Source organism: Streptosporangium sp. NPDC020072 (assembly GCF_040631445.1).
GTDB lineage: Bacteria > Actinomycetota > Actinomycetes > Streptosporangiales > Streptosporangiaceae > Streptosporangium.
On the sequence record NZ_JBEYAB010000001.1, the window covers coordinates 30,155 to 49,439 of the forward strand.

Annotated in this window: 18 protein-coding genes; 8 read left to right on the forward strand and 10 right to left on the reverse strand. The window is 69.9% G+C overall.

Annotated elements, in window-relative coordinates; all coding sequences use genetic code 11:
* Positions 1 to 192 precede the first annotated feature (192 nt).
* Positions 193 to 2,760 (forward strand): aminopeptidase N, encoded by a 2,568-nt coding sequence (gene pepN, locus ABZ470_RS00155; protein ID WP_352010697.1) that lies wholly within the window; start codon positions 193 to 195, stop codon positions 2,758 to 2,760.
* A 63-nt stretch (positions 2,761 to 2,823) separates the two neighbouring features.
* On the opposite strand, the gene ABZ470_RS00160 is transcribed toward pepN, so the two are convergent.
* Positions 2,824 to 3,543 carry a winged helix-turn-helix domain-containing protein gene (locus tag ABZ470_RS00160; protein WP_352010696.1) on the reverse strand — a complete coding sequence of 240 codons (720 nt, stop codon included), beginning with the start codon at positions 3,541 to 3,543 and terminating at the stop codon, positions 2,824 to 2,826.
* Between the two features lie 117 nt (positions 3,544 to 3,660).
* On the opposite strand from ABZ470_RS00160, the gene ABZ470_RS00165 reads away from it, so the two are divergent.
* Together ABZ470_RS00165 and ABZ470_RS00170 are read left to right on the forward strand one after the other, a co-directional pair.
* The gene (locus ABZ470_RS00165) at positions 3,661 to 5,181 is read left to right on the forward strand and encodes a serine/threonine-protein kinase (protein WP_362908950.1); all 1,521 of its coding nucleotides are present in this window, start codon (positions 3,661 to 3,663) and stop codon (positions 5,179 to 5,181) included.
* Positions 5,182 to 5,193: 12 nt separating this feature from the next.
* Positions 5,194 to 6,156, forward strand: a complete 963-nt coding sequence (locus ABZ470_RS00170; RefSeq protein WP_362908952.1) for a hypothetical protein — start codon at positions 5,194 to 5,196, stop codon at positions 6,154 to 6,156.
* 6 nt (positions 6,157 to 6,162) lie between these two features.
* On the opposite strand, the gene ABZ470_RS00175 is transcribed toward ABZ470_RS00170, so the two are convergent.
* Genes ABZ470_RS00175 through ABZ470_RS00185 form a run of 3 tightly spaced genes read right to left on the reverse strand, consistent with a single transcriptional unit; the run spans position 6,163 to position 7,514 of the window.
* The gene (locus ABZ470_RS00175; protein ID WP_362908954.1) at positions 6,163 to 6,795 is read right to left on the reverse strand and encodes a hypothetical protein; all 633 of its coding nucleotides are present in this window, start codon (positions 6,793 to 6,795) and stop codon (positions 6,163 to 6,165) included.
* A gap of 19 nt (positions 6,796 to 6,814) precedes the next feature.
* Positions 6,815 to 7,186 carry a DUF5130 family protein gene (locus tag ABZ470_RS00180; protein WP_352010692.1) on the reverse strand — a complete coding sequence of 124 codons (372 nt, stop codon included), beginning with the start codon at positions 7,184 to 7,186 and terminating at the stop codon, positions 6,815 to 6,817.
* A gap of 31 nt (positions 7,187 to 7,217) precedes the next feature.
* Positions 7,218 to 7,514, reverse strand: a complete 297-nt coding sequence (locus tag ABZ470_RS00185) for a hypothetical protein (protein ID WP_352010691.1) — start codon at positions 7,512 to 7,514, stop codon at positions 7,218 to 7,220.
* Positions 7,515 to 7,813: 299 nt separating this feature from the next.
* On the opposite strand from ABZ470_RS00185, the gene ABZ470_RS00190 reads away from it, so the two are divergent.
* The 3 genes from ABZ470_RS00190 to ABZ470_RS00200 all read left to right on the forward strand — a co-directional run bounded on the left by ABZ470_RS00190 (position 7,814) and on the right by ABZ470_RS00200 (position 11,236).
* Positions 7,814 to 8,638 (forward strand): nuclease-related domain-containing protein, encoded by an 825-nt coding sequence (locus ABZ470_RS00190; protein ID WP_352010690.1) that lies wholly within the window; start codon positions 7,814 to 7,816, stop codon positions 8,636 to 8,638.
* A 146-nt stretch (positions 8,639 to 8,784) separates the two neighbouring features.
* Positions 8,785 to 10,623 carry a dihydroxy-acid dehydratase gene (gene ilvD / locus ABZ470_RS00195; RefSeq protein ID WP_362908956.1) on the forward strand — a complete coding sequence of 613 codons (1,839 nt, stop codon included), beginning with the start codon at positions 8,785 to 8,787 and terminating at the stop codon, positions 10,621 to 10,623.
* A 106-nt stretch (positions 10,624 to 10,729) separates the two neighbouring features.
* Positions 10,730 to 11,236, forward strand: coding sequence for a WYL domain-containing protein (locus ABZ470_RS00200; RefSeq protein WP_352010688.1), 507 nt, complete (start codon positions 10,730 to 10,732; stop codon positions 11,234 to 11,236).
* A gap of 45 nt (positions 11,237 to 11,281) precedes the next feature.
* On the opposite strand, the gene ABZ470_RS00205 is transcribed toward ABZ470_RS00200, so the two are convergent.
* The 3 genes from ABZ470_RS00205 to ABZ470_RS00215 form a co-directional block, all read right to left on the reverse strand.
* Positions 11,282 to 11,503, reverse strand: coding sequence for a zinc ribbon domain-containing protein (locus tag ABZ470_RS00205; protein ID WP_352010687.1), 222 nt, complete (start codon positions 11,501 to 11,503; stop codon positions 11,282 to 11,284).
* Positions 11,504 to 11,636: 133 nt separating this feature from the next.
* Complete coding sequence (locus tag ABZ470_RS00210; RefSeq protein WP_362908958.1) at positions 11,637 to 12,461, reverse strand: GNAT family N-acetyltransferase; 825 nt, start codon at positions 12,459 to 12,461, stop codon at positions 11,637 to 11,639.
* Positions 12,462 to 12,520: 59 nt separating this feature from the next.
* Positions 12,521 to 13,030, reverse strand: coding sequence for an HNH endonuclease (locus ABZ470_RS00215; protein ID WP_352010685.1), 510 nt, complete (start codon positions 13,028 to 13,030; stop codon positions 12,521 to 12,523).
* A 347-nt stretch (positions 13,031 to 13,377) separates the two neighbouring features.
* Here ABZ470_RS00215 and ABZ470_RS00220 point away from each other — a divergent pair, with 347 nt between their 5' ends.
* Complete coding sequence (locus ABZ470_RS00220) at positions 13,378 to 15,450, forward strand: prolyl oligopeptidase family serine peptidase (RefSeq protein WP_362908960.1); 2,073 nt, start codon at positions 13,378 to 13,380, stop codon at positions 15,448 to 15,450.
* A gap of 48 nt (positions 15,451 to 15,498) precedes the next feature.
* Here ABZ470_RS00220 and purU read toward each other — a convergent pair whose 3' ends face one another.
* Complete coding sequence (gene purU, locus ABZ470_RS00225; protein ID WP_352010683.1) at positions 15,499 to 16,401, reverse strand: formyltetrahydrofolate deformylase; 903 nt, start codon at positions 16,399 to 16,401, stop codon at positions 15,499 to 15,501.
* Positions 16,402 to 16,545: 144 nt separating this feature from the next.
* On the opposite strand from purU, the gene ABZ470_RS00230 reads away from it, so the two are divergent.
* The gene (locus tag ABZ470_RS00230) at positions 16,546 to 16,983 is read left to right on the forward strand and encodes an NUDIX domain-containing protein (RefSeq protein ID WP_362908962.1); all 438 of its coding nucleotides are present in this window, start codon (positions 16,546 to 16,548) and stop codon (positions 16,981 to 16,983) included.
* A gap of 173 nt (positions 16,984 to 17,156) precedes the next feature.
* On the opposite strand, the gene ABZ470_RS00235 is transcribed toward ABZ470_RS00230, so the two are convergent.
* The gene (locus tag ABZ470_RS00235; RefSeq protein WP_352010681.1) at positions 17,157 to 17,648 is read right to left on the reverse strand and encodes a GNAT family N-acetyltransferase; all 492 of its coding nucleotides are present in this window, start codon (positions 17,646 to 17,648) and stop codon (positions 17,157 to 17,159) included.
* Positions 17,645 to 19,030 carry an XRE family transcriptional regulator gene (locus ABZ470_RS00240; protein WP_352010680.1) on the reverse strand — a complete coding sequence of 462 codons (1,386 nt, stop codon included), beginning with the start codon at positions 19,028 to 19,030 and terminating at the stop codon, positions 17,645 to 17,647. Before ABZ470_RS00240 ends, ABZ470_RS00235 begins: the two co-directional genes overlap by 4 nt.
* Positions 19,031 to 19,285 lie beyond the last annotated feature (255 nt).

Sequence of the window (19,285 nt, forward strand, 5' to 3'; positions counted from 1 at the left end):
CACAGCGACAACCCGCATCACCGAGTTTCCTATTCCTACGACGGGTTATCACCTTGACCGGCCCCTTTATCCCCGAACATGATCGACAGTCGACTCCCAGGCCGGCGGGGGCGACGATCCAGGGCCTCACGTGGCAGGATTCAGGCACCCCTTCGCAACGAAGCGGGGGAATTTGTTGACGAGGGAGCGGTAGTGGCAGGCAATCTGACCCGTGACGAGGCGCGGGAGCGCGCACGGCTGATCAGCGTGCAGTCGTATGTCGTGGAGCTCGATCTGACCGAGGGAGACGAACGCTTCGAAAGTATCACCACGGTTCGCTTCACCGGCACCCGTCCCGGCGCGGAAACCTTCATCGACCTGGCGGGGGCCAAGGTCAGGAAGGCCGTGCTGAACGGCGTCGAGCTCGACGTGGACACCTACGACCCGGAGACCGGACGGCTGCCGCTGCCGAACCTGGCCGAGAGCAACGAGCTGCGCGTCGACGCCGACTGCTCCTACATGCGCACCGGGGAGGGCCTGCACCGCTTCGTCGACCCGGTCGACGACAGCGTCTACCTGCACAGCCAGTTCGAGACGGCCGACGCACACCGGATGTACGCCTGCTTCGACCAGCCGGACCTCAAGGCCACCTTCGAGCTGACCGTGCTCGCCCCCTCCTCCTGGGAGGTGATCTCCAACGCGGCGCCCGAGTCGGCCGAGGAGCTCCAGGAGCACAGCGGCCGTCACGGCACACTCCAGGCCGCCAGGCGCTGGCACTTCCCGCCGACCCCGGCGATCTCCACCTACATCACCGCGCTGTGCGCCGGGCCGTACCACAAGGTGACCTCCGAGCACGACGGCATCCCGCTCGGCCTGTACTGCCGGGCCTCGCTCGCCGAGCACCTCGACGCCGACAACCTCTTCGAGGTCACCAGGCAGGGCTTCGACTTCTTCCACCGGGTCTTCGGCATCCGCTACCCCTTCGGCAAGTACGACCAGCTGTTCGTACCGGAGTTCAACGCGGGCGCTATGGAGAACGCGGGCTGCGTGACCTTCCTTGAGGACTACGTCTTCCGCTCGCGCGTCACCGACGCGATCATCGAGCGCCGTGCGGAGACGATCCTGCACGAGATGGCGCACATGTGGTTCGGCGACCTGGTGACCATGCGCTGGTGGGACGACCTGTGGCTGAACGAGTCGTTCGCCACCTACGCCTCGGTACTGTGCCAGGCGGAGGCGACCCGCTGGGGCCAGGGCGCCTGGACGACGTTCGCCAACGTGGAGAAGGCCTGGGCCTACCGCCAGGACCAGCTGCCCTCGACGCACCCGATCGCCGCCGACATCGTCGACATGCACGCCGTCGAGGTCAACTTCGACGGCATCACCTACGCCAAGGGCGCCTCGGTGCTCAAGCAGCTCGTCGCCTACGTGGGCCTGGACAACTTCCTGGCCGGTGTCCGCGACTACTTCAACGAGCACGCCTGGGGCAACACGACGCTCGCCGACCTGCTCGGCGCGCTTGAGCGCACCTCGGGGCGCGACCTGTCCTCCTGGTCGAAGGAGTGGCTGGAGACCTCCTGGGTCAACACGCTGCGTCCGTCGTTCACCACCGACGCCGAGGGGCGTTTCCTGGAGTTCGACGTGCTGCAGGAGGCCCCGGCCGACTACCCGACGCTGCGTTCGCACCGCGTCGCCATCGGCCTGTACTCCCTGCGGGAGGGCGCCCTGGTCCGCACCCGGCGGGTCGAGCTCGACGTGGTCGGCGCCCGCACCGCGGTCGCCGAGCTGGTCGGTGAGCTCCAGCCGGACCTGGTCCTGATCAACGACGACGACCTGACCTACGCGAAGGTCAGGCTCGACGGGCGTTCGCTGCAGACCCTGGTCGACGGCGGCATCGCCAGGTTCACCGAGTCGCTGCCGCGCGCCCTGTGCTGGTCGGCGGCGTGGGACATGACCCGTGACGCCGAGATGTCCACCCGCGACTACGTCGCGCTGGTGAACTCGGGCATCGAGTCGGTCAAGGACATCACCGTCGCCCAGACGGTGCTGCGCCAGGCGCGCCTGGCCGTCCAGCAGTACGCCGACCCGTCCTGGCGTGAGGAGGGCCTGGCGTCGCTGGCCGCGCGCCTGCGCTCGCTCGTCGCCTCCGCCGAGCCCGGCTCCGACCACCAGCTCGCCTACGTCAACGCCCTGTCGGCCGTCGCCTCCAACGAGGAGGACCTGGCCTTCCTGAAGGGCCTGCTCGACGGCTCGGCCACCCTCGAAGGGCTGACCGTGGACGCCGACCTGCGCTGGACGCTGGTCCAGGCCCTGGTGTCCGCAGGCGTCCTCGGCGAGGAGGACATCGCGCGGGAGCTGCAGCGTGACGCGACCGCGACCGGTGAGCGCTCCGCGGCGCTGGCCAGGGCCGCGATCCCGACGCCCGAGGGCAAGGCCGCCGCGTGGGCCGCCATCACCGAGGGCGGGCTGAGCGGCGCCCTGCTGCGTTCGACGATCCTGGGCTTCGTGGACCCACGCCACCCGGACCTGCTCGACCCGTACGCGGAGCGCTACTTCGAGGAGATCGGCGGGATCTGGAAGTCCTGGACCTCCGACAGCGCCCAGAACTTCGCCAACGGCTGCTACCCCATCCTGGCGATCTCACCGGAGACGGTGGCCAGGACCCAGGACCTGATCTCGGAGAGCCAGCCTCCGCAGGCACTGCGACGGCTGCTGCTTGAGGGCGCCGACGGCATCAGCCGTGCCCTGCGCGCCCAGGCGAAGGACGCCTCCGCGGCCTGAGCGACCGGGTTCCGCGTGACGACCTGACGCCCCTCGTCCTCGTTCGATGAGGGGCGTCAGGTGTCAGGGCAGGATGTGGCTTCGCGTTTCGAGCAACGCCAGGTGCTCGGTCGTCACCAGGTCGTGCCGCAGCGCGAGGGACACCAGCGCGACGCGTCGCCAGTCGGGCCTCACCGGCCGCTCCGGCATCCTCACCTGGAGCTTCACCCTGGCGAGATAGTCGATGTGAAAGTTGACCGCAGAACGGCCCAGCCCGAGGTGGGCCAGCCGGATGATGATCTCCGGAATGGTCGGGACGACGCCGCAGAGCGGATCGCGCAGCCGTGGTTCACAGAGGGCGACCAGGATCAGGAAGTAGGTCGCGGTGGCGTCCAGCGGAACGGTCTGCGCCGTCTCCCGCTCGCGTCTGGGGGCGTCGGGGCGGAGAAGGACGTGTTCGGGGGCGAACACCAGGAACGACGCCATACCTCCTGACGGGTCCCCGGACAGCCGTACCCTGCCCAGCTCGAAGGGGATCGGGGCGCGCATCCGCCCCGCGGGCACCCTGACGAACTCACCGTCCCCCTCCGGGGTGTCCACCACGTAGGTGGAGCGGCGGCTCAGGTTGGAGATCGTCCAGTAGTCGTCAACCGCGTCGATCCGTCCGGCGAGCCGGGAGACGGAAAGGTCGGGCAGCACCAGGTCGACCGCTCCCCTGCCGAAGGTGACATGCTCGCCGGGAGCGAGCTCCAGCACCTGCTCCCCCCTCTGGACGAGGATTCCTGAAAGCTTACGGATACTCACGGTGACGATCCTCGCGTACCCGGTGACCCTCCGCAGAGGAAAGGGGAGGAAAACGGGACCGCGAGCCGCGCCGCGAGATGCGCTGACACACGGTCATGACATGGTAACGATGAGTGCATGGAAGTCCCCCCGACCATCGGCCGCTACCGCGTGGAGCGGTTTCTCGGCCAAGGCGCGTTCGCCACGGTGTGGCTCGCGCATGACGACGACCTGAGCGCTCCCGTCGCGGTGAAGGTGCTGGCCGCCCACTGGGCCGACCACCGGCGGATACGCAGGCGCTTCACCCAGGAGGCCCGGATGATCCGCAGGGCCGACTCCCCTCACGTGGTGCAGGTCCACGACGTCGGCGCGCTGCCCGACGGACGGCCGTTCTTCGTCATGGGCTACGCCGACCGCGGCACCCTGCGCGACCGCCTGGCCGTCGGCCCCGTGCCGTGGGCGGAGGCGGTCGAACAGGTGCTCCAGATCGCCGCGGGGGTGGCCGCGCTGCACGACAACGGCATCGTCCACCGTGACCTCAAGCCCGCCAACATCCTGGTCCGCTCCCTGCCCGCCGGCGGGGAGCGGCTGCTCGTCGCCGACCTCGGCATCGCGGGTGAGCTCGCCCAGACCTCCGGGCTCACGGTCGGCGGCGGCACCCCCGGCTACATGGCGCCCGAGCAGCTGCGGCCCGGCTCCCTCCCCGACGAACGCGCCGACGTGTACGGCCTGGCCGCGGTGGCCCACCACCTGTTCACCGGCGGGCCGCCCGGCGCGATGGCGGGCTCCTTCCCCGGCCCCGTCGGCGACGTCGTCGCCCGGGGACTCGCCGACGACCGCGCGCAGCGGTGGCCGAACGTCCGTTCCTTCGCCGCGGCGCTGGCCCGGGCCGCCCGTGAGGAGGCCTCCTCCCCGGGCGGCGAGACCGCGGACGGCACACGGGTGCGGGAACGCGCACGACGTGTCCCCTTCAGGCCGGGGTGGCGCCCACCGGTCGCGCTCGCCCTGGCCGCGGCCGCCGTGGCCGGAGGTGTCGCGCTGGCCCTGACCGGGGACGACCAGGACTACGGACGGTGGCTGCGGCCGGACGCCGACCTCCCGGGGCGTTACCGCGCGGCCATCGTCGAGGCGGGCACCTGGTGCACCGGTGTCCCCGGCCTCAGCCCCGCGCTCGTCGCCGCGATGCTCAAGGCGGAGAGCGGCTTCGACCGTGGCCTGGCCGACGCCACCGCCGGCGAGTACGGCATCGCCCGCTGGACACCCGACGTCCTGGCCGCCTACCTGCCGCCGAACTACTCGCGATCGCCCCTGGCCGGGGCGATGGACCCGGAGATCGCCATCCCCGCGATCGGCAGGTTCCTGTGCACGCTCGGCCCCCGGATACGGGACGTGCCCGGCGACCCCGCGCTGAATCTGGCCGGTCTCTACCGCAGCTCGTCCGATGCCGTACGGCAGGCTGGAGGGGTGCCCGCGCGGTGGCGTGAGCACGTCGCCAGGGTCGGCCTCTATCTCAGGGCCTATCTGCCCCTGACGGGTTCCCGGTCACTGCCCCGTGGTCTGGTCGGCCGCCAAACGATGATAAGAATAGGCACTTCCTGGGAGGACGCCGAAAAGCCATATTTTGCGCAGTACGACATCGCCGTCGTTCACCGACCGTGAAAGGGTGATCAAGTGGAATCGGCCCGTGATCTGCTCGTATCCCTGGCCCGGAGGTACGCCTTCGCCGACGTCGGGGCACTCGCGGCGGACGTCGTGGCCGGGGCGGACGAGATCGAGGCGGTGTGCGAGTTCGGGCAGCGGCTCATGTCGCTGGACGCGGAGGACTTCGCCGCCGAGGCGCGGTCCGTGCCCGCGGACCTGAGGCGGCGGGCACGGGCGTGCACCATGCCGCAGACACCGAAGGAGCAGCCGCGCGGAGCGCTTGAGTCACTGCGCCCGGCCTACGCGCTGCTGCTCGAAGTGATCGCGATCCGGTGGCACAGGCGTGAACTGAGCCCGATGGTCGCCGCGCTGCACATCGCCAGCGAGTATCTCCCGCTGCTCGCCTTCGAACCGGTGCTCGGCAACGCCGGCGACCCGGCTCGCTGGCCGCCCGGGCTGGCCGCGCCGGGCAGTCGTTTCGGGGTCATCGGCGAACGCGAGTGCGACCACACCAAGGCCGAGCAGTCGGCGGCCAACCGGACCCTGCGGGTCGCCGGGGAGCCGGGGGAGGGCTGGCGGGCCTACTTCGACCGCCAGCACAGCCAGGTCGCGGGCGCGCTCGCCACCTGTGTCGCGACCTGCCGCACCCCGTGCTCCGCGATGGAATGGATCGAGCCCTCCCGCCGCGATGACCTGTCCACGCGGGCGAGGGTCGCGCTGACCTTCGCCGACACCCCCCTCGTACGGCTGCGCCACGCCGCCCCCGTCGGTCACGGGTTCGGCGTTCCCTCTCCCGAGGAGGTGCTCGACGCCTGGGAGCGCAGCCGTACGATCCTGGCCAAGAACGAGATCGGCAACGCCGCGACGGAGGACGACGGCTTCCCGCTCGCGGGCCTGCCCAGTCTGTTCTCCGCGATCGCCACCGCTCCGACGACGCCCTCGACGCTCCTGTCGGACATCAGCACCCACCTGGTACGGCTCCTGCGCTCCTGAAGGCCCTCAGGCGCCCAGGATGGCCTGGCCGACGGCGACGGCGAACAGGCAGCAGGCCGCGGCCACGAGGAACAGGAGCATCCCTCTGCGGATGTAGCGGTCCTTGGCCTGCGCCACGGCGCCGAGCCTCCTGATCCGCAGCACCAGGTCGTCGGCGCCGGCCCGGGTGTCCTGGCCGCCCAGTCTCGCCCACAGCTCGGCGAGGGCCTCGTCGGAGAAGGCTCCGCGCGACCTGCTGCCGCTCCGCGTCCGGTCCTCGTCCTCCTGCCGGACGGGCGGGCTCCAGGTGTGCAGACGGCCCGCGTACGAACGGCGGCGCTCGATGCTCCTGCCCGCGAGTCCCGAGCTGAGCGGATGCAACGCGCCGACGAGCATCACCGCGCCCATCGTGCAGAAGAACGCTCCCGTCCACCACAGCCACTCCACCTGGCCGGGCAGGACTCCCGGTTTCAGCATCCCCGCGACGACCGCGGCGAGGACGGCCGCGACCAGCAGAGCGACCGCCTTCCTGTTCTGCCCTCGGTTGTCCGCGCGCACCTCCGCCAGGACCTCGTCGAGATAGGAGAGCACCTCGTCCCTCTCCTGGGCCACCTCGCCCTCCCGTGGGACGCCTTGGGAATCACGCCCGATCTTCAGCACGCCCGCATTATCCGAGAACTCACCTGCGCCGGGAAGCCAGATCGGCGAGCATCCACATTCCTGTGACAAGTCCGCCGACGAGGTTGCCGCCACCGAAGGCCGTCGCCATCGAGACCGCGGCGACGCGGCACTCACCGTCGCCCAGTCTCAGCCTGGCGACGGGACCGGTGACCACCTCGACCGCCCTGGCGTCGGGGTCGACGAACACGAGCACGGCCGTGTCCGCCTCCTCCCCCAGCGCGGCGTGCAGCCGTTCGGAGAAGTGGCGGCGCGGCCCGAGCGCGGGGCCGAGGTAGACGGCGAAGCGCAGGCCGCTGCGGCGCTCCGCCACGCGCATCGCCTGCCGGATGTCACGGGCCTGCGTCGAGGTGAGGCCACCGACCGTCAGCATGTCCTCACTGTTTCCTCACCATGCCGCGTCCTCACCATGCCGCAGAAGCCCCTCCGACCCGTCTGCCCGGCTCGGAGACCCGGGCCAGGGCCACCCAGTCGACTTCGGGGGCGAGGTTCGCAGACGGCACGGGGTCGACCAGGACCTGGCCCGAGGAGAGCGCCTCCCGCTCGCTGCGGAACGGACCGCCGAACCACACCGCGGCCGCCGAGGTGCCCCTGATCGCGCTCGCGCGCATCCTGCCGGGAAGCAGGACAAAGGCACTGATGATCAGGAACAGGCCGCCGGAGGCACCGAACAGGAGCTCCATGACCTGGATCGTGTCCACAGGTCCACGGTAGATCCACGCCGCCGACCCGTCGAGTCCTGTCCGTGACCTCGCCGCTCACGGCCCTCACATGGCGTCCAGGTGACGACCTGCGGCTTCCGGCGTTCCCCGGGCCCGGGAACGCCGGGAACGGTAAGATCACGTAGCGGGCGACGCCTTCTCGCGAACGACCTGGGTTCTCTAGAGAGAAACAACAGACATACCCGGTTCGGATAAACGTCATGCGAAAGGCGAAGGCCACAAAAGTATGAGAAACGCAATACTAGGCACCCACATAGGCGTCAGCTACGGTGAGTCACGTGGATTCCGGTCAGGCACCAGAAGACGGTAACACTACGTCACCCATTTGGGTCGGCGACCGCACGGCCGACGACAGGCCGCCGTCTCGACCCGCCACACCCGCGTCCGAGTACGCGCCCGTCGAGCGCACCTCGCTGCGCGTCCTGCTCGACGACCCCCGCTACGGCCATCTCAGACGACGTGTCCTGGTCGCGGTCGCCTCGGGCGTCGTCGGAGGCATCCTCTTCTCCGACATACGGCTGGGCGTCACCTGCGCGATCATCGGCGCGATCGTCGACACCGTACTGCGGGCCCGCACCCACTCGACCGTGCCCGCCTGGCGCCGCGGCTCGGTCGCGGAGCGTCAGACCGAGGCGCAGCTCAAGAGGATGGAGCGGGGCGGCTACCGAAGCCTGCACGCCCGCGCGATCCCCGAGAGCGAGGCCCAGATCGACCACCTGGTGGTCGGCCCGACGGGGGTCTACGCCGTCGACTCGGAGAAATGGGACAAGCGCCTTCCGGTCCGCGTCCAGTCGCACCGCAAGCTGTTCCACGGCCCCTTCAACCAGAAGCCCCGTCTCGACGAGGCGCGCTGGGAGGCCTCCAGAGCCTCCGAACTGATCGGCGAGGCGCTCGGCCACGAGGTGACGATCATTCCCTCCCTCGCGATCTACGGCCCGGCGATCCCGTGGAAGGTCCTCACGGTGCGTGATGTGGACGTCTTCGACGGCGGCCGTGTCCGTAAGTGGATCACCAAGCGCGAGCGGTCGCTCACCGACGCCGAGATCGACGAGATCTACGAGGCCGCCGAGCGGGTCCTGCCCGCCCGTTACCCCGAGCCCTGACCCCTTCTCACCGTTCCTCCACGCACCCCGGGACTCCTCCCTGCCGAGGTCCCGGGGTTCGTGTCTCGCGCCGTGGACGCCCGTCTCACGCACCGGGCGATGGCCGTACCATTTGAGGACACGGTTTCGATGATGGGAGAAGCCTCATGCCCGCCCTCAGGTCTCGTACGGTCACGCACGGCAGGAACATGGCCGGTGCCCGGGCCCTGCTCCGGGCGACGGGCGTAGCCGGGGGCGACTTCGGCAAACCCATCATCGCGGTGGCCAACAGCTTCACCCAGTTCGTCCCGGGCCACGTCCACCTGCGCGAGGTCGGCGACGTGGTCGCGGGCGCGATCAGGGAGGCGGGCGCGATCCCGCGTGAGTTCAACACCATCGCGGTCGACGACGGCATCGCGATGGGCCACGGCGGCATGCTCTACTCGCTGCCCAGCCGCGAGCTGATCGCCGACGCCGTCGAGTACATGGTCAACGCGCACTGCGCCGACGCGCTGATCTGCGTCTCCAACTGCGACAAGATCACCCCGGGCATGCTCCTGGCCGCCTTCAGGCTCAACATCCCCACGGTCTTCGTCTCCGGTGGGCCGATGGAGGCCGGCAAGACCCCGGGCCGCAAGCTCGACCTGATCGACCCGATGATCGCCTCCGCCGACGACGCCGTCTCCGACGCCGAACTGCTGGAGATGGAGGAGAACGCCTGCCCGACCTGCGGTTCGTGCAGCGGGATGTTCACCGCCAACTCGATGAACTGCCTCACCGAGGCCATCGGCCTGGCACTGCCCGGCAACGGCACGATTCTGGCCACCCACAAGGCGCGCAAGAAGCTCTACCAGGACGCCGGTCGGCAGCTGGTCGAGATCACCCGCCGTTACTACGAGCAGGACGACGAGTCGGTCCTGCCGCGCAGCATCGCCACCAAGGAGGCGTTCGAGAACGCCATGGCCCTCGACGTGGCCATGGGCGGCTCGACCAACACGATCCTGCACATCCTGGCCGCGGCCCGCGAGGCTCGCGTCGACTTCGGCCTCAAGGAGATCAACGAGATCTCGCTGCGGGTGCCGTGCCTGTGCAAGGTCGCCCCCGCGACCGCGAAGTACCACGTCGAGGACGTCCACCGCGCGGGCGGCATCCCGGCCATCCTCGGCGAGCTCGACCGGGCGGGCCTGATCCACCGCGAAACGCACACCGTCAACGGCGGCACCATCGGCGACTACATCGACGCCTGGGACCCCTGCTCGGCGGGTGTCCTGCCCGAGGCGACCGAGCTGTGGCACGCGGCCCCCGGCAACGTCCGCACCGTCAAGCCCTACTCGCAGGAGGCCCGCTGGGACTCCCTCGACCTCGACCGGTCCGAGGGCTGTGTGCGCGACTCCGAGCACGCCTACACCCGTGACGGCGGTCTGGCCGTCCTGTACGGCAACATCGCCACCGAGGGCTGCATCGTCAAGACGGCCGGGGTCGACGAGGAGATCTGGCGCTTCTCCGGGCCCGCCGTGGTGTTCGAGTCCCAGGACGACGCGGTCGAGGGCATCCTGAACAACCGGGTCAAGCCCGGCGACGTCGTGGTCATCCGCTACGAGGGCCCCAAGGGCGGCCCCGGCATGCAGGAGATGCTCTACCCGACCTCCTTCCTCAAGGGAAAGGGCCTGGGCAAGGCCTGCGCGCTGATCACCGACGGCCGTTTCTCCGGCGGCACGAGCGGGCTGTCCATCGGGCACGCCTCCCCCGAGGCCGCGGAGGGCGGCACCATCGCCCTGGTCGAGGACGGCGACATCGTGGAGATCGACATCCCGGGCCGGTCTATCGAGCTGAAGGTCGCCGAGGAGGAGCTCGTGACCAGGCGTGAGCGGCTGCTGGCCGAGCTGGGCGGCTATCGCCCCCGTGACCGGCACCGTCCGGTCAGCGCGGCTCTGCAGGCCTACGCCGCGCTGACCACCTCGGCCTCGACCGGCGCCTCAAGGGACCTGTCCCAGCTGTCGCGATGACGACCGTCTCCTCGGGGGGTACGGCTGGGCCGTGTCTCCCGAGGGAAGGCCGCTGTATCCGACAGGCAGTTCGAAAATTGTCGGTGGCGGAGCATACCATGTGACCATGGCCAACGTCATGAAGCCCGCACGCAGCCCGTTGACGACCGCCGAGATCGCCGCCCTCGCCCTGTCCCTGGCCCATCTGGGCTCCGACCCGCAGGCAACCGCCGCCCGCAGCGGCCTGCGTCACGCGTTCGAGCACATGGAGATCGACGACGAGGTCGTCTCCACCACCCTGGCTACCCTGACCGAGCCGATGCCCGACCCTGTCGCCGACCGGGCCAGGACCATCGCCAACGCCATCACCTCCCACCTGGTCGTCCGGCTCCACTACCGTGACGTCTCCGGGCGGGTGACGGTGCGCGACGTCGATCCCGTGACGTGCATGGTGCACCGCGACTACTGGTATCTCGTGGGCATGTGCCGCATGCGCGGCGCGATCCGCGCCTTCAGGTTCGACCGGATCGTGGCCACCGAGCCGACCTTCATCCCCGCCCGCCCGCACAGGGCCGGTGACTTCCTGCCCTTCCAGGGCAGGCGCGCCGTCCAGCGGGGCCGCGAGGCCGCCTGACCCCACGGCCCCACGGCGACACCGGCGTGGTGGGCGGCGAAGCGGCTAGCCGCCGCAGCAACCGCCCCCACAGCACCCGCCACCGCCGCCACCGGCCGGGCGGGGCGCCGTGACGCCTGAGCCACCCGTCACGGCGACCGTGGACAGCAGCTTGACGGTGTCGTCGTGGCCCTGAGGACAGAGCGCGGGCTCGCCGGAACGGGCCATCGGGCGGGAGATCTCGAAGGTCGATCCGCAGGCGCGGCAGCGGAAGTCGTAACGCGGCATGGCACCAGGTTACTCAGCCGCAGACCGTACGGGCACGGCCGTACGGTCGTGAGGAGATCAGGGCACGAGCCCGTCCGGAAAGGGCGGGGCGTCACGAGCGCGTCTCGTCCCCACCCCAGGACACGGCCGTCGGTCAGCCGAAGACGATGGAGGCGTAGTCGGCCACGGGCCGGTAGCCGATCGTCCGATAGATCGAGTTGGACACGGGGTTGGACAGGTCGGTGAACAGCAGCACCTCTGCCGCCCCCCACTCCCGTGCCCTGGCCGTGACGGCATGGGACACCGCGGTGCCGTACCCCCTGCCGCGTTCTCCGGGAGGGGTGTAGACCGGGCCGACCCGCGAAACGCCCCCGATCGGCACCGAGGCGCCCGCGTAGGCCACCGGCCGCCCCTCCACCTCCCACAGGAGGATCTCCCGCCTGCCGACCCGCCCGGCGAGCACGGCCGCGAGACCGCCGGACGAATGGCCGCCCGCCTCCCGCTGGAAGGCCTGTCCCCAGGCGACCAGCAGTTCGAGGTCCTGGGTGCCCGCCGTACGAGGGGCGCCCCGAGGGCGGGCAGGCGGCGGGGTGAGCGTGTCCAGGCGGTAGAGACGTTCGGAGCGCCGCGTCCTCTCCGGGCGCCACCAGGCCGCGGCGAACGCCTCGGCGAGGGCGACGCCGCCCCGGACGCCGAGGACGGGACGTTCGGCCTCGATGAGTGCGGTGGCCAGTTCGCGGACGGCCTCGGCCGGCATGTCGGCGAGCATCAGGAGCTGGGGAGGGGCGTGCAGGGCCGCGGCCACGATCTCACCCCCGGGGTCCGCCGCCCATCCCATGAGGGGGTCCTCACTCCACAGCCCCTCACGGAGCGCGCGCAGCATCGTGAGCTGGATCGTGTTGCGCACCGGCTCACGCAACAACCACTGCTCCGCCGCCCCGGCGTACACCTCTGGATCGGAGGTGAAGGTCCATCTCATGCACCCGATTGTGCAGACACGGACTCCGCCGGGGCGAACGGGTATCGCGCCGTGGACCGTCAGGCGGCGCTTTCCTCCAGGTAGGGCGCCCACTGGGGGTCTCCGACGTTGTGCGCGCCGATCAGACGCCAGTGGACGCCCCGTGGGACCACGGGGGCGACGTCCAGCGTCCAGCCCAGCTCCTCCAGCATGCGATCCGCCTTACGGTGGTTGCACGGCGTGCAGGAGGCGACGCAGTTCTCCCAGGTGTGGGTTCCTCCCCTCGACCGCGGGATCACGTGGTCGATGGTCTCGGCCCGCTGTCCGCAGTAGGCGCACCGGTAGTCGTCCCGGCGCATCAGCGCGGTCCTGGTCAGCGGAATCCTCGACCGGTAGGGAATGCGCACGTAGCGGCGCAGCCTGATCACCGACGGCACGTCGAGCGTGCGGGTCGCCGAGCGGACGACCGCGCCCCGCCCGTCGCGGTGCACGACATCCGCCTTCTCCCTGAGCACCAGCACGACCGCGCGGTGCAGGGAGAGGGTGGTCAGGGGCTCGTAGGTTGCGTTCAGCAGCAGGACTTGGCGCATCAGCGTGCCTTCCCCGCCGCGCGACGCTTCGTCTGAGTCTGAGGGGGCACGCAGGCGCGTACCCCGATTGGCGGCCCCTCCTGGGGCCCGGATGCTTCCGTCACAGGGACCTCCGCCGGACGGCCCAGCGGATGGTCACCACGGCACCGTCCTCCACCAAGTTTGGCTTCTGCATCGTCATTTCCGCCACCCATAAATGACAGGAGAGACGCCTGGTACGTTTTATGCCCGCATTACCAGTTTTTACTCCTCGATCCGAAGATCGACGTCACGGCCCTTCCCAAGATCGAATACGCCCCTCGCGCAATGGCTTCGACCAGCCTTCCCGAGGTCGTAGGGTTCCTGCCATGACCCGACAGCCATATCCACCAGCAGGCCGTGACGACCTCGTCGAAGAGCTCCACGGCGTCCCCGTCGCCGACCCCTATCGATGGCTGGAGGACCCGGGCAGTCCGGCGACCGAGGAGTGGCTGGCCGCGCAGGAGAAGCTCCTCTCCGCCGAGCTCGGGGCGCTCACCGGCCGCGACCGGCTCAGGGCGCGGGTCGCCGAGCTGCTCAGGTCGGGCTCGATCGGCGCTCCGGCCTGGCGCGGCGAGCGACGTTTCTTCATGCGGCGTACCCCCGACCAGGAGCACGCCGTCCTCTACACCGTCGACCCCGGCGGAACCGAGCGCGCGCTGCTCGACCCGACGGCGCTCGACCCGAGTGGGCTCACCACGCTCGACTCATGGCAGCCCGACAAGGAGGGCAGGCTGCTCGCCTACCAGGTCTCGGTCGGCGGTGACGAGGAGTCCACCCTCTACCTGCTCGACGTCGCCTCGGGCGAGCGGGTCGAGGGGCCGATCGACCGGTGCCGTTACTCCCCGATCGCCTGGTTGCCCGGCGGCAAGGCGTTCTACTACGTGCGCAGGCTGCCCGCGACCGAGGTGCCCGAGGGGGAGGAGCAGTTCCACCGCCGCGTCTACCTGCACCGGGTCGGCACCTCGACCGAGGATGACGTGCTGATCTTCGGCAAGGACATGGAGAAGACCAACTACTACGGTGTCGCGGTCTCCCGCGACGGCCGCTGGTTGCAGATCTCCGCCTCCAGGGGTACGGCGCCGCGCAACGACCTGTGGATCGCCGACCTCGCCGCCTCCGCACCGGACTCTCCCGACCTGGTCGTCGTCCAGGAGGGGCTCGACGCCCAGACCGCGCTGCACTTCGGCCGCGACGGCAGGCTCTACGTCTTCACCGACCTGGACGCCCCCCGGGCGCGCATCTGCGTCGCCGACCCGGCCCTGCCCCAGCCCGAGCACTGGCGTGACCTGATCCCGCAGGACGACGAGGCCGTGCTGTCGGACTTCTCGATCCTCGACGACCTTGACCGCCCGGTCATGCTCGCGGGCTGGACCCGCCACGCGATCAGCGAGATCTCCGTGCACGACCTGGTGACGGGTGAGCGCGTCGGCCGGGTGCCGACGCCGGGGCTGGGCACGATCGGCGCCATCTCCGAACGGCCGGAGGGGGGTCACGAGGCCTGGTTCGTCTACACCGACAACACCACCCCGCCGAGCATCCAGCGCTACGACGCACGCACCGGGGAGACCACCCTGTGGGCCGCCTCCCCCGGTGCCGTCGAGGTGCCCGCCGTCAACACCGAGCAGGTGGTCTACCGCTCGGTGGACGGCTCCGAGGTCCACATGCTGGTGATCACCAAGCCGGGCGTCGAGGGTCCGCGCCCCACCATCCTGTACGGCTACGGCGGCTTCGGCATCTCGATGACCCCGGGCTACTCGGCGTCGATCCTGACCTGGGTCGAGGCGGGCGGCGCCTACGCCATCGCCCAGCTGCGCGGTGGTGGTGAGCAGGGCGAGGAGTGGCACAGGGCCGGCATGCTCGCCAACAAGCAGAACGTCTTCGACGACCTGCACTCGGCGGCCGAGCACCTGATCGCCACCGGGATCACCAGCCCGGAGCAGCTGGCCATCTCCGGGGGCTCGAACGGCGGCCTCCTGGTCGGCGCTGCCCTCACCCAGCGCCCCGAGCTGTACGCCGCGGTCGTCTGCTCGGCCCCGCTGCTGGACATGATCCGTTACGAGCTGTTCGGCCTGGGCGCGACGTGGAACGTCGAGTACGGCTCCGCCGCGAAGGCCGAGGAGTTCGCCTGGCTGAACGCCTACTCGCCCTACCACCACGTCCGTGAGGGCGTCTCCTACCCGGCGACGCTGTTCACGGTCTTCCAGTCCGACACCCGGGTCCACCCGCTGCACGCCTGGAAGATGTGTGCCGCCCTGCAGCACGCCCAGGCCTCGGACCGGCCGATTCTGCTGCGCAACGAGGCCGAGACGGGTCACGGGGCGCGGGCGGTCAGCAAGACCGTCGAGCTCGCGGCCGACCAGCTCACCTTCCTCGCCCACCACACGGGCCTGGCCGTCTGACGGCCCACCGCGCGGGGCCGCCGTCGGGAACGGCCCCGCGCGGGCACGTCAGCGGGGGAAGACGATGGTCTTGTGCCCGTCGAGCAGGACACGCTGCTCGGTGTGCCACCGTACGGCGCGGGCCAGGACCTGGCACTCGACGTCGCGGCCGATGGCGGCCAGGTCCTCCGGCGAGTGGGTGTGGTTGACCCGGGCGACCTCCTGCTCGATGATCGGGCCCTCGTCGAGGTCCGCAGTCACGTAGTGGGCGGTCGCACCGATCAGCTTCACCCCGCGCGAGTGCGCCTGGTGGTACGGCTTGGCGCCCTTGAACGACGGCAGGAACGAGTGGTGGATGTTGATCACGTTCCCGGCCAGCTTGACGCACAGGTCCTCGGACAGCACCTGCATGTAGCGCGCGAGCACCACCAGGTCGGCCTGGTAGTGCTCGACCAGGGCGAGGATCTCCGCCTCCTGCCTGGCCTTGGTGTCCGGGGTGACCGGCAGGTGGTGATAGTCGACGCCGTACGACTGGGTCAGCGGGCGCAGGTCCGGGTGGTTGGAGACCACGCCGACCATGTCGATGTCGAGCAGGCCTGAGCGCGTCCGATAGAGCAGGTCGTTGAGGCAGTGGCCGAACTTGCTCACCAGCACCAGCACCCGCTGCCTGACCGCGGTGTCGCGCAGTTTGAAGTCCATGCCGAAGTCGGGGGCCAGAGCGGCGAAGGCCTCGCGCAGGGCCGCGTCGGACAGCGGCGAGGAGAACTGCACCCGCATGAAGAACCGCTGGGAGACGGGGTCTCCGAACTGCTGGCTCTCGATGATGTTGCACTCCCGCCCGGCCAGGAGGCCGGAGACGGCGGCCACCACCCCGGGACGGTCCGGACACGACAGCGTCAGGACGAACTGGGCCTCGGAGCCCCCGTTCAGCCGATGGTGGCCCGCGCCGGGCCCTGTGACTCGCTCGCTCATGACTTCACTCTCGAAGGGGTCGGATCGTACGGTGCCACAACACCGACCTGGGCAGAGTACAGCGCGTCACCCACACCCGCCCGCGCACGCCACCCGGTGCCGCGCGGTGCCACCGATGGGCCGTGCTGGTAGCGTCCGGAATCCATGAACGACCCTGAGGTGAGCGACCGCCCCGCGACCCGGGTGGTCTGCGTGGCGGGCGACGGGCGGGTGCTCCTGCTGCACTGGCACGACCCGGTCGCGGGCAGGACCCTGTGGGAGCCACCCGGCGGCGGTATCGAGCCGGGGGAGACGCCGTTGGAGGCCGCCCGGCGGGAACTGGCCGAGGAGACCGGCCTGCCGGGTACGGCGGTGCTCGACCGGTGGCTGCCGGTGCCCAGGGAGCTCGACTGGCTCGGTGTCCGCTATGTGCGGACCGAACGGTTCTATCTGGCGAGGTTCGACCACACGCCCCGGGTCGTCCCCGAGGAGGAGAACGACACCTATCTGGGCCACGGCTGGTTCTCACTTGAGGCGATGGCCGCGCTTCCCGACGCCCTCGAACCCCCGGCGCTGCCCGAGATCGTCTCCCGGCTGGTGTGACCCACGTGCCCAGCGGCGATGAGCGACTTCTTGGAAACCGGGAAACGACGCCGGACCCTCGGGGGATTTCACGGACGCCCCGCTGGAACAGGCTTCAACAAAGTCCCCACGAGGGAGTAAACAGCAATTATCCCGACATTTCACCGAATAATAACTAAAAGCGGTAAACCGTGTTATTCAGTTGAGACGGCCGTGGAAGAAATCAGCGGGTCCTTCTCCATGTAGACCACGGTGTGCTCACCGCGTCCCTCGCGGCGGATCTCACGCCAGCCGTGTTTTCGATAGAGGTGGATCGCGGCGGGCTGGTTCAGTGTGGTGTCCCCGCGAAGCCGGGCGTATCCCAGCCCGATCGCGCGGCTTTCCAGTTCTGCGACCATCCGGTCGCCGAACCCGCGCCGCTGGAACTCGGGGTGGACCCGCAGACGGCACATCTCCCCCGAGGCGTCATCGACCCTGCGCAGAGCGCCCATCGCCATGACTCGCCCCTCGACGGCCTCTCCGACCAGGAACTCTCCCCCGTCGGCGAGGTAGATCTCCTCGATCCGTGGAAGGTCGTCGTCGTAGTAGACCCCGTCACCGGGGAAGAGGCCGACCTGGGCGAGGCAGACCTGGTGCAGTGCCCGGACGGAGTCGAGGTCAGACCGGCGATAACGCCGGATCCTCACACCTCCTCCTCGATCGGGTCCGGCAGGGCCGCCTCGCGCAGCATCTCCAGATAGAGCTTCAACTCGGGGTTGTCCGGATTCTTGCCCTCGACGTCTCTGGCCACCTCGTGGGCCCGCTGCATGAGGATGTCGGGTTTGAACCCCTCCCCCAGACCGGCGAGCGCGGCCTTGGCGATGTTCAGCGCCTCACCGACGTCTCCTTCGAGGAGCTTGCACTTGGCCCGGTCGAACTTGATGAGCGTCGGATCGAGCCAGTCGCCGGGGCCGTACTTGGTGAGGGCCTGTTCCAGGATGAGGTCGGCCTCCATGGGCTGCCCCAGTTTGACCAGGGCGTCTCCCTGGTGGAAGTAGAGCTGCCGCTCGGTGTATCCGAAGGCCGCGTCCTCCTGCTCGGCCGCCCCCATCTGGGAGAAGGCCGCCCTGGCCCGTGCCAGTGCCCGCTTGGCCTGGTCGACCACGTCCTTCTTGCCCGCGTTCGACATCATCGCCAGCGCGCGGGCCTCGACGACGGGTGCCATGGCCTGGGCCGCGCACGGTGTCTGCCCGGCCAGATCGCGGCTCTTCCTGGCGAGGTTGAGCGCCTCGCGCGGATCGCCGTAGTAGAGCGGCACCAAGGCCTCCCTGGCGATGACCCAGGCCCGCAGCGCGCGGTCACCGGTGTCGTCCGCGGCGATCCTGCCCGTCCTGAAGAAGGAGCGGGCCATTCTCTGGTCACCAAGGTTGATCATGATCATGCCGCTGAGGCCGGCGAGCTGGGCCGCCATCCGGCACAGCCGTTCCTGCAGGTCGACCGGTTGGCGGTGCTCCATGGCCTTGCGCACGGCGCTGAACTCCAGCAGAACGTCACACAGCAGACGTAACGGCGGGGTGTTCATGTACTGGCGGCCGAAGCCGACGGTGGACTCCTCCCACTGGTCCAGCATCGCGGGTGAGACGGTGCCCGAGACCAGGGTCTCGTCCATCCTCCGCCGGATGTTCTCCACCGCTCCGAGCACCTGCCCGTCGAGGCCGACGGCGGTGCCGCCCGCCAGAATCCTCAAGAGCGTTCTCCGCAACACGTTCTCGTCCTCCTCGCTCCCGTCCGCGGAGGGGCCGCCGCCGATCTGCCGGATCAACGACTCACGCGGACCAGGGGAAGTGTCGGGTCTTCCATCCTGGAGATCACTCCGGACGGCACCCGGCATCCTGTGGCCGTGGCCACAGATGCAGGGCCCCTCGTAGCCGAGGGAGGGGGGCTCGACCCGGTATGCGGAACACAGGTAGTGGAGGTATTCGGGCCCGGGACGCTTCAGACCGCTCTCGTAGGCGGACAGAAGCGTCTCCCCGATCCCCGGAGCGGCCTTGCCGTCGCGCTCGAACAGCGCCCGTATCTGTTCGATCACGTCGGCCAGAGCGACACCGTGTGCGAGACGATGAGCCTTGATGCGGGTGGTCCCGAACTGCTGACCACACTTGTCGTGGATCTCTTCGGCGATCTGGGCCGGGTTATGCCCCGTTGCGAGGCCCCTGGCGCGGATTCGCCGCGCTAACTCCGTCTCCCTGTGCTGCCTGCCGGACATACCGGCCCCTCTCTCGCGGCCAGCTGGGCTGGTTGGCACGCTTGTCCCGACCGGTCCTCTCCCCGTAGACCCAGTGTG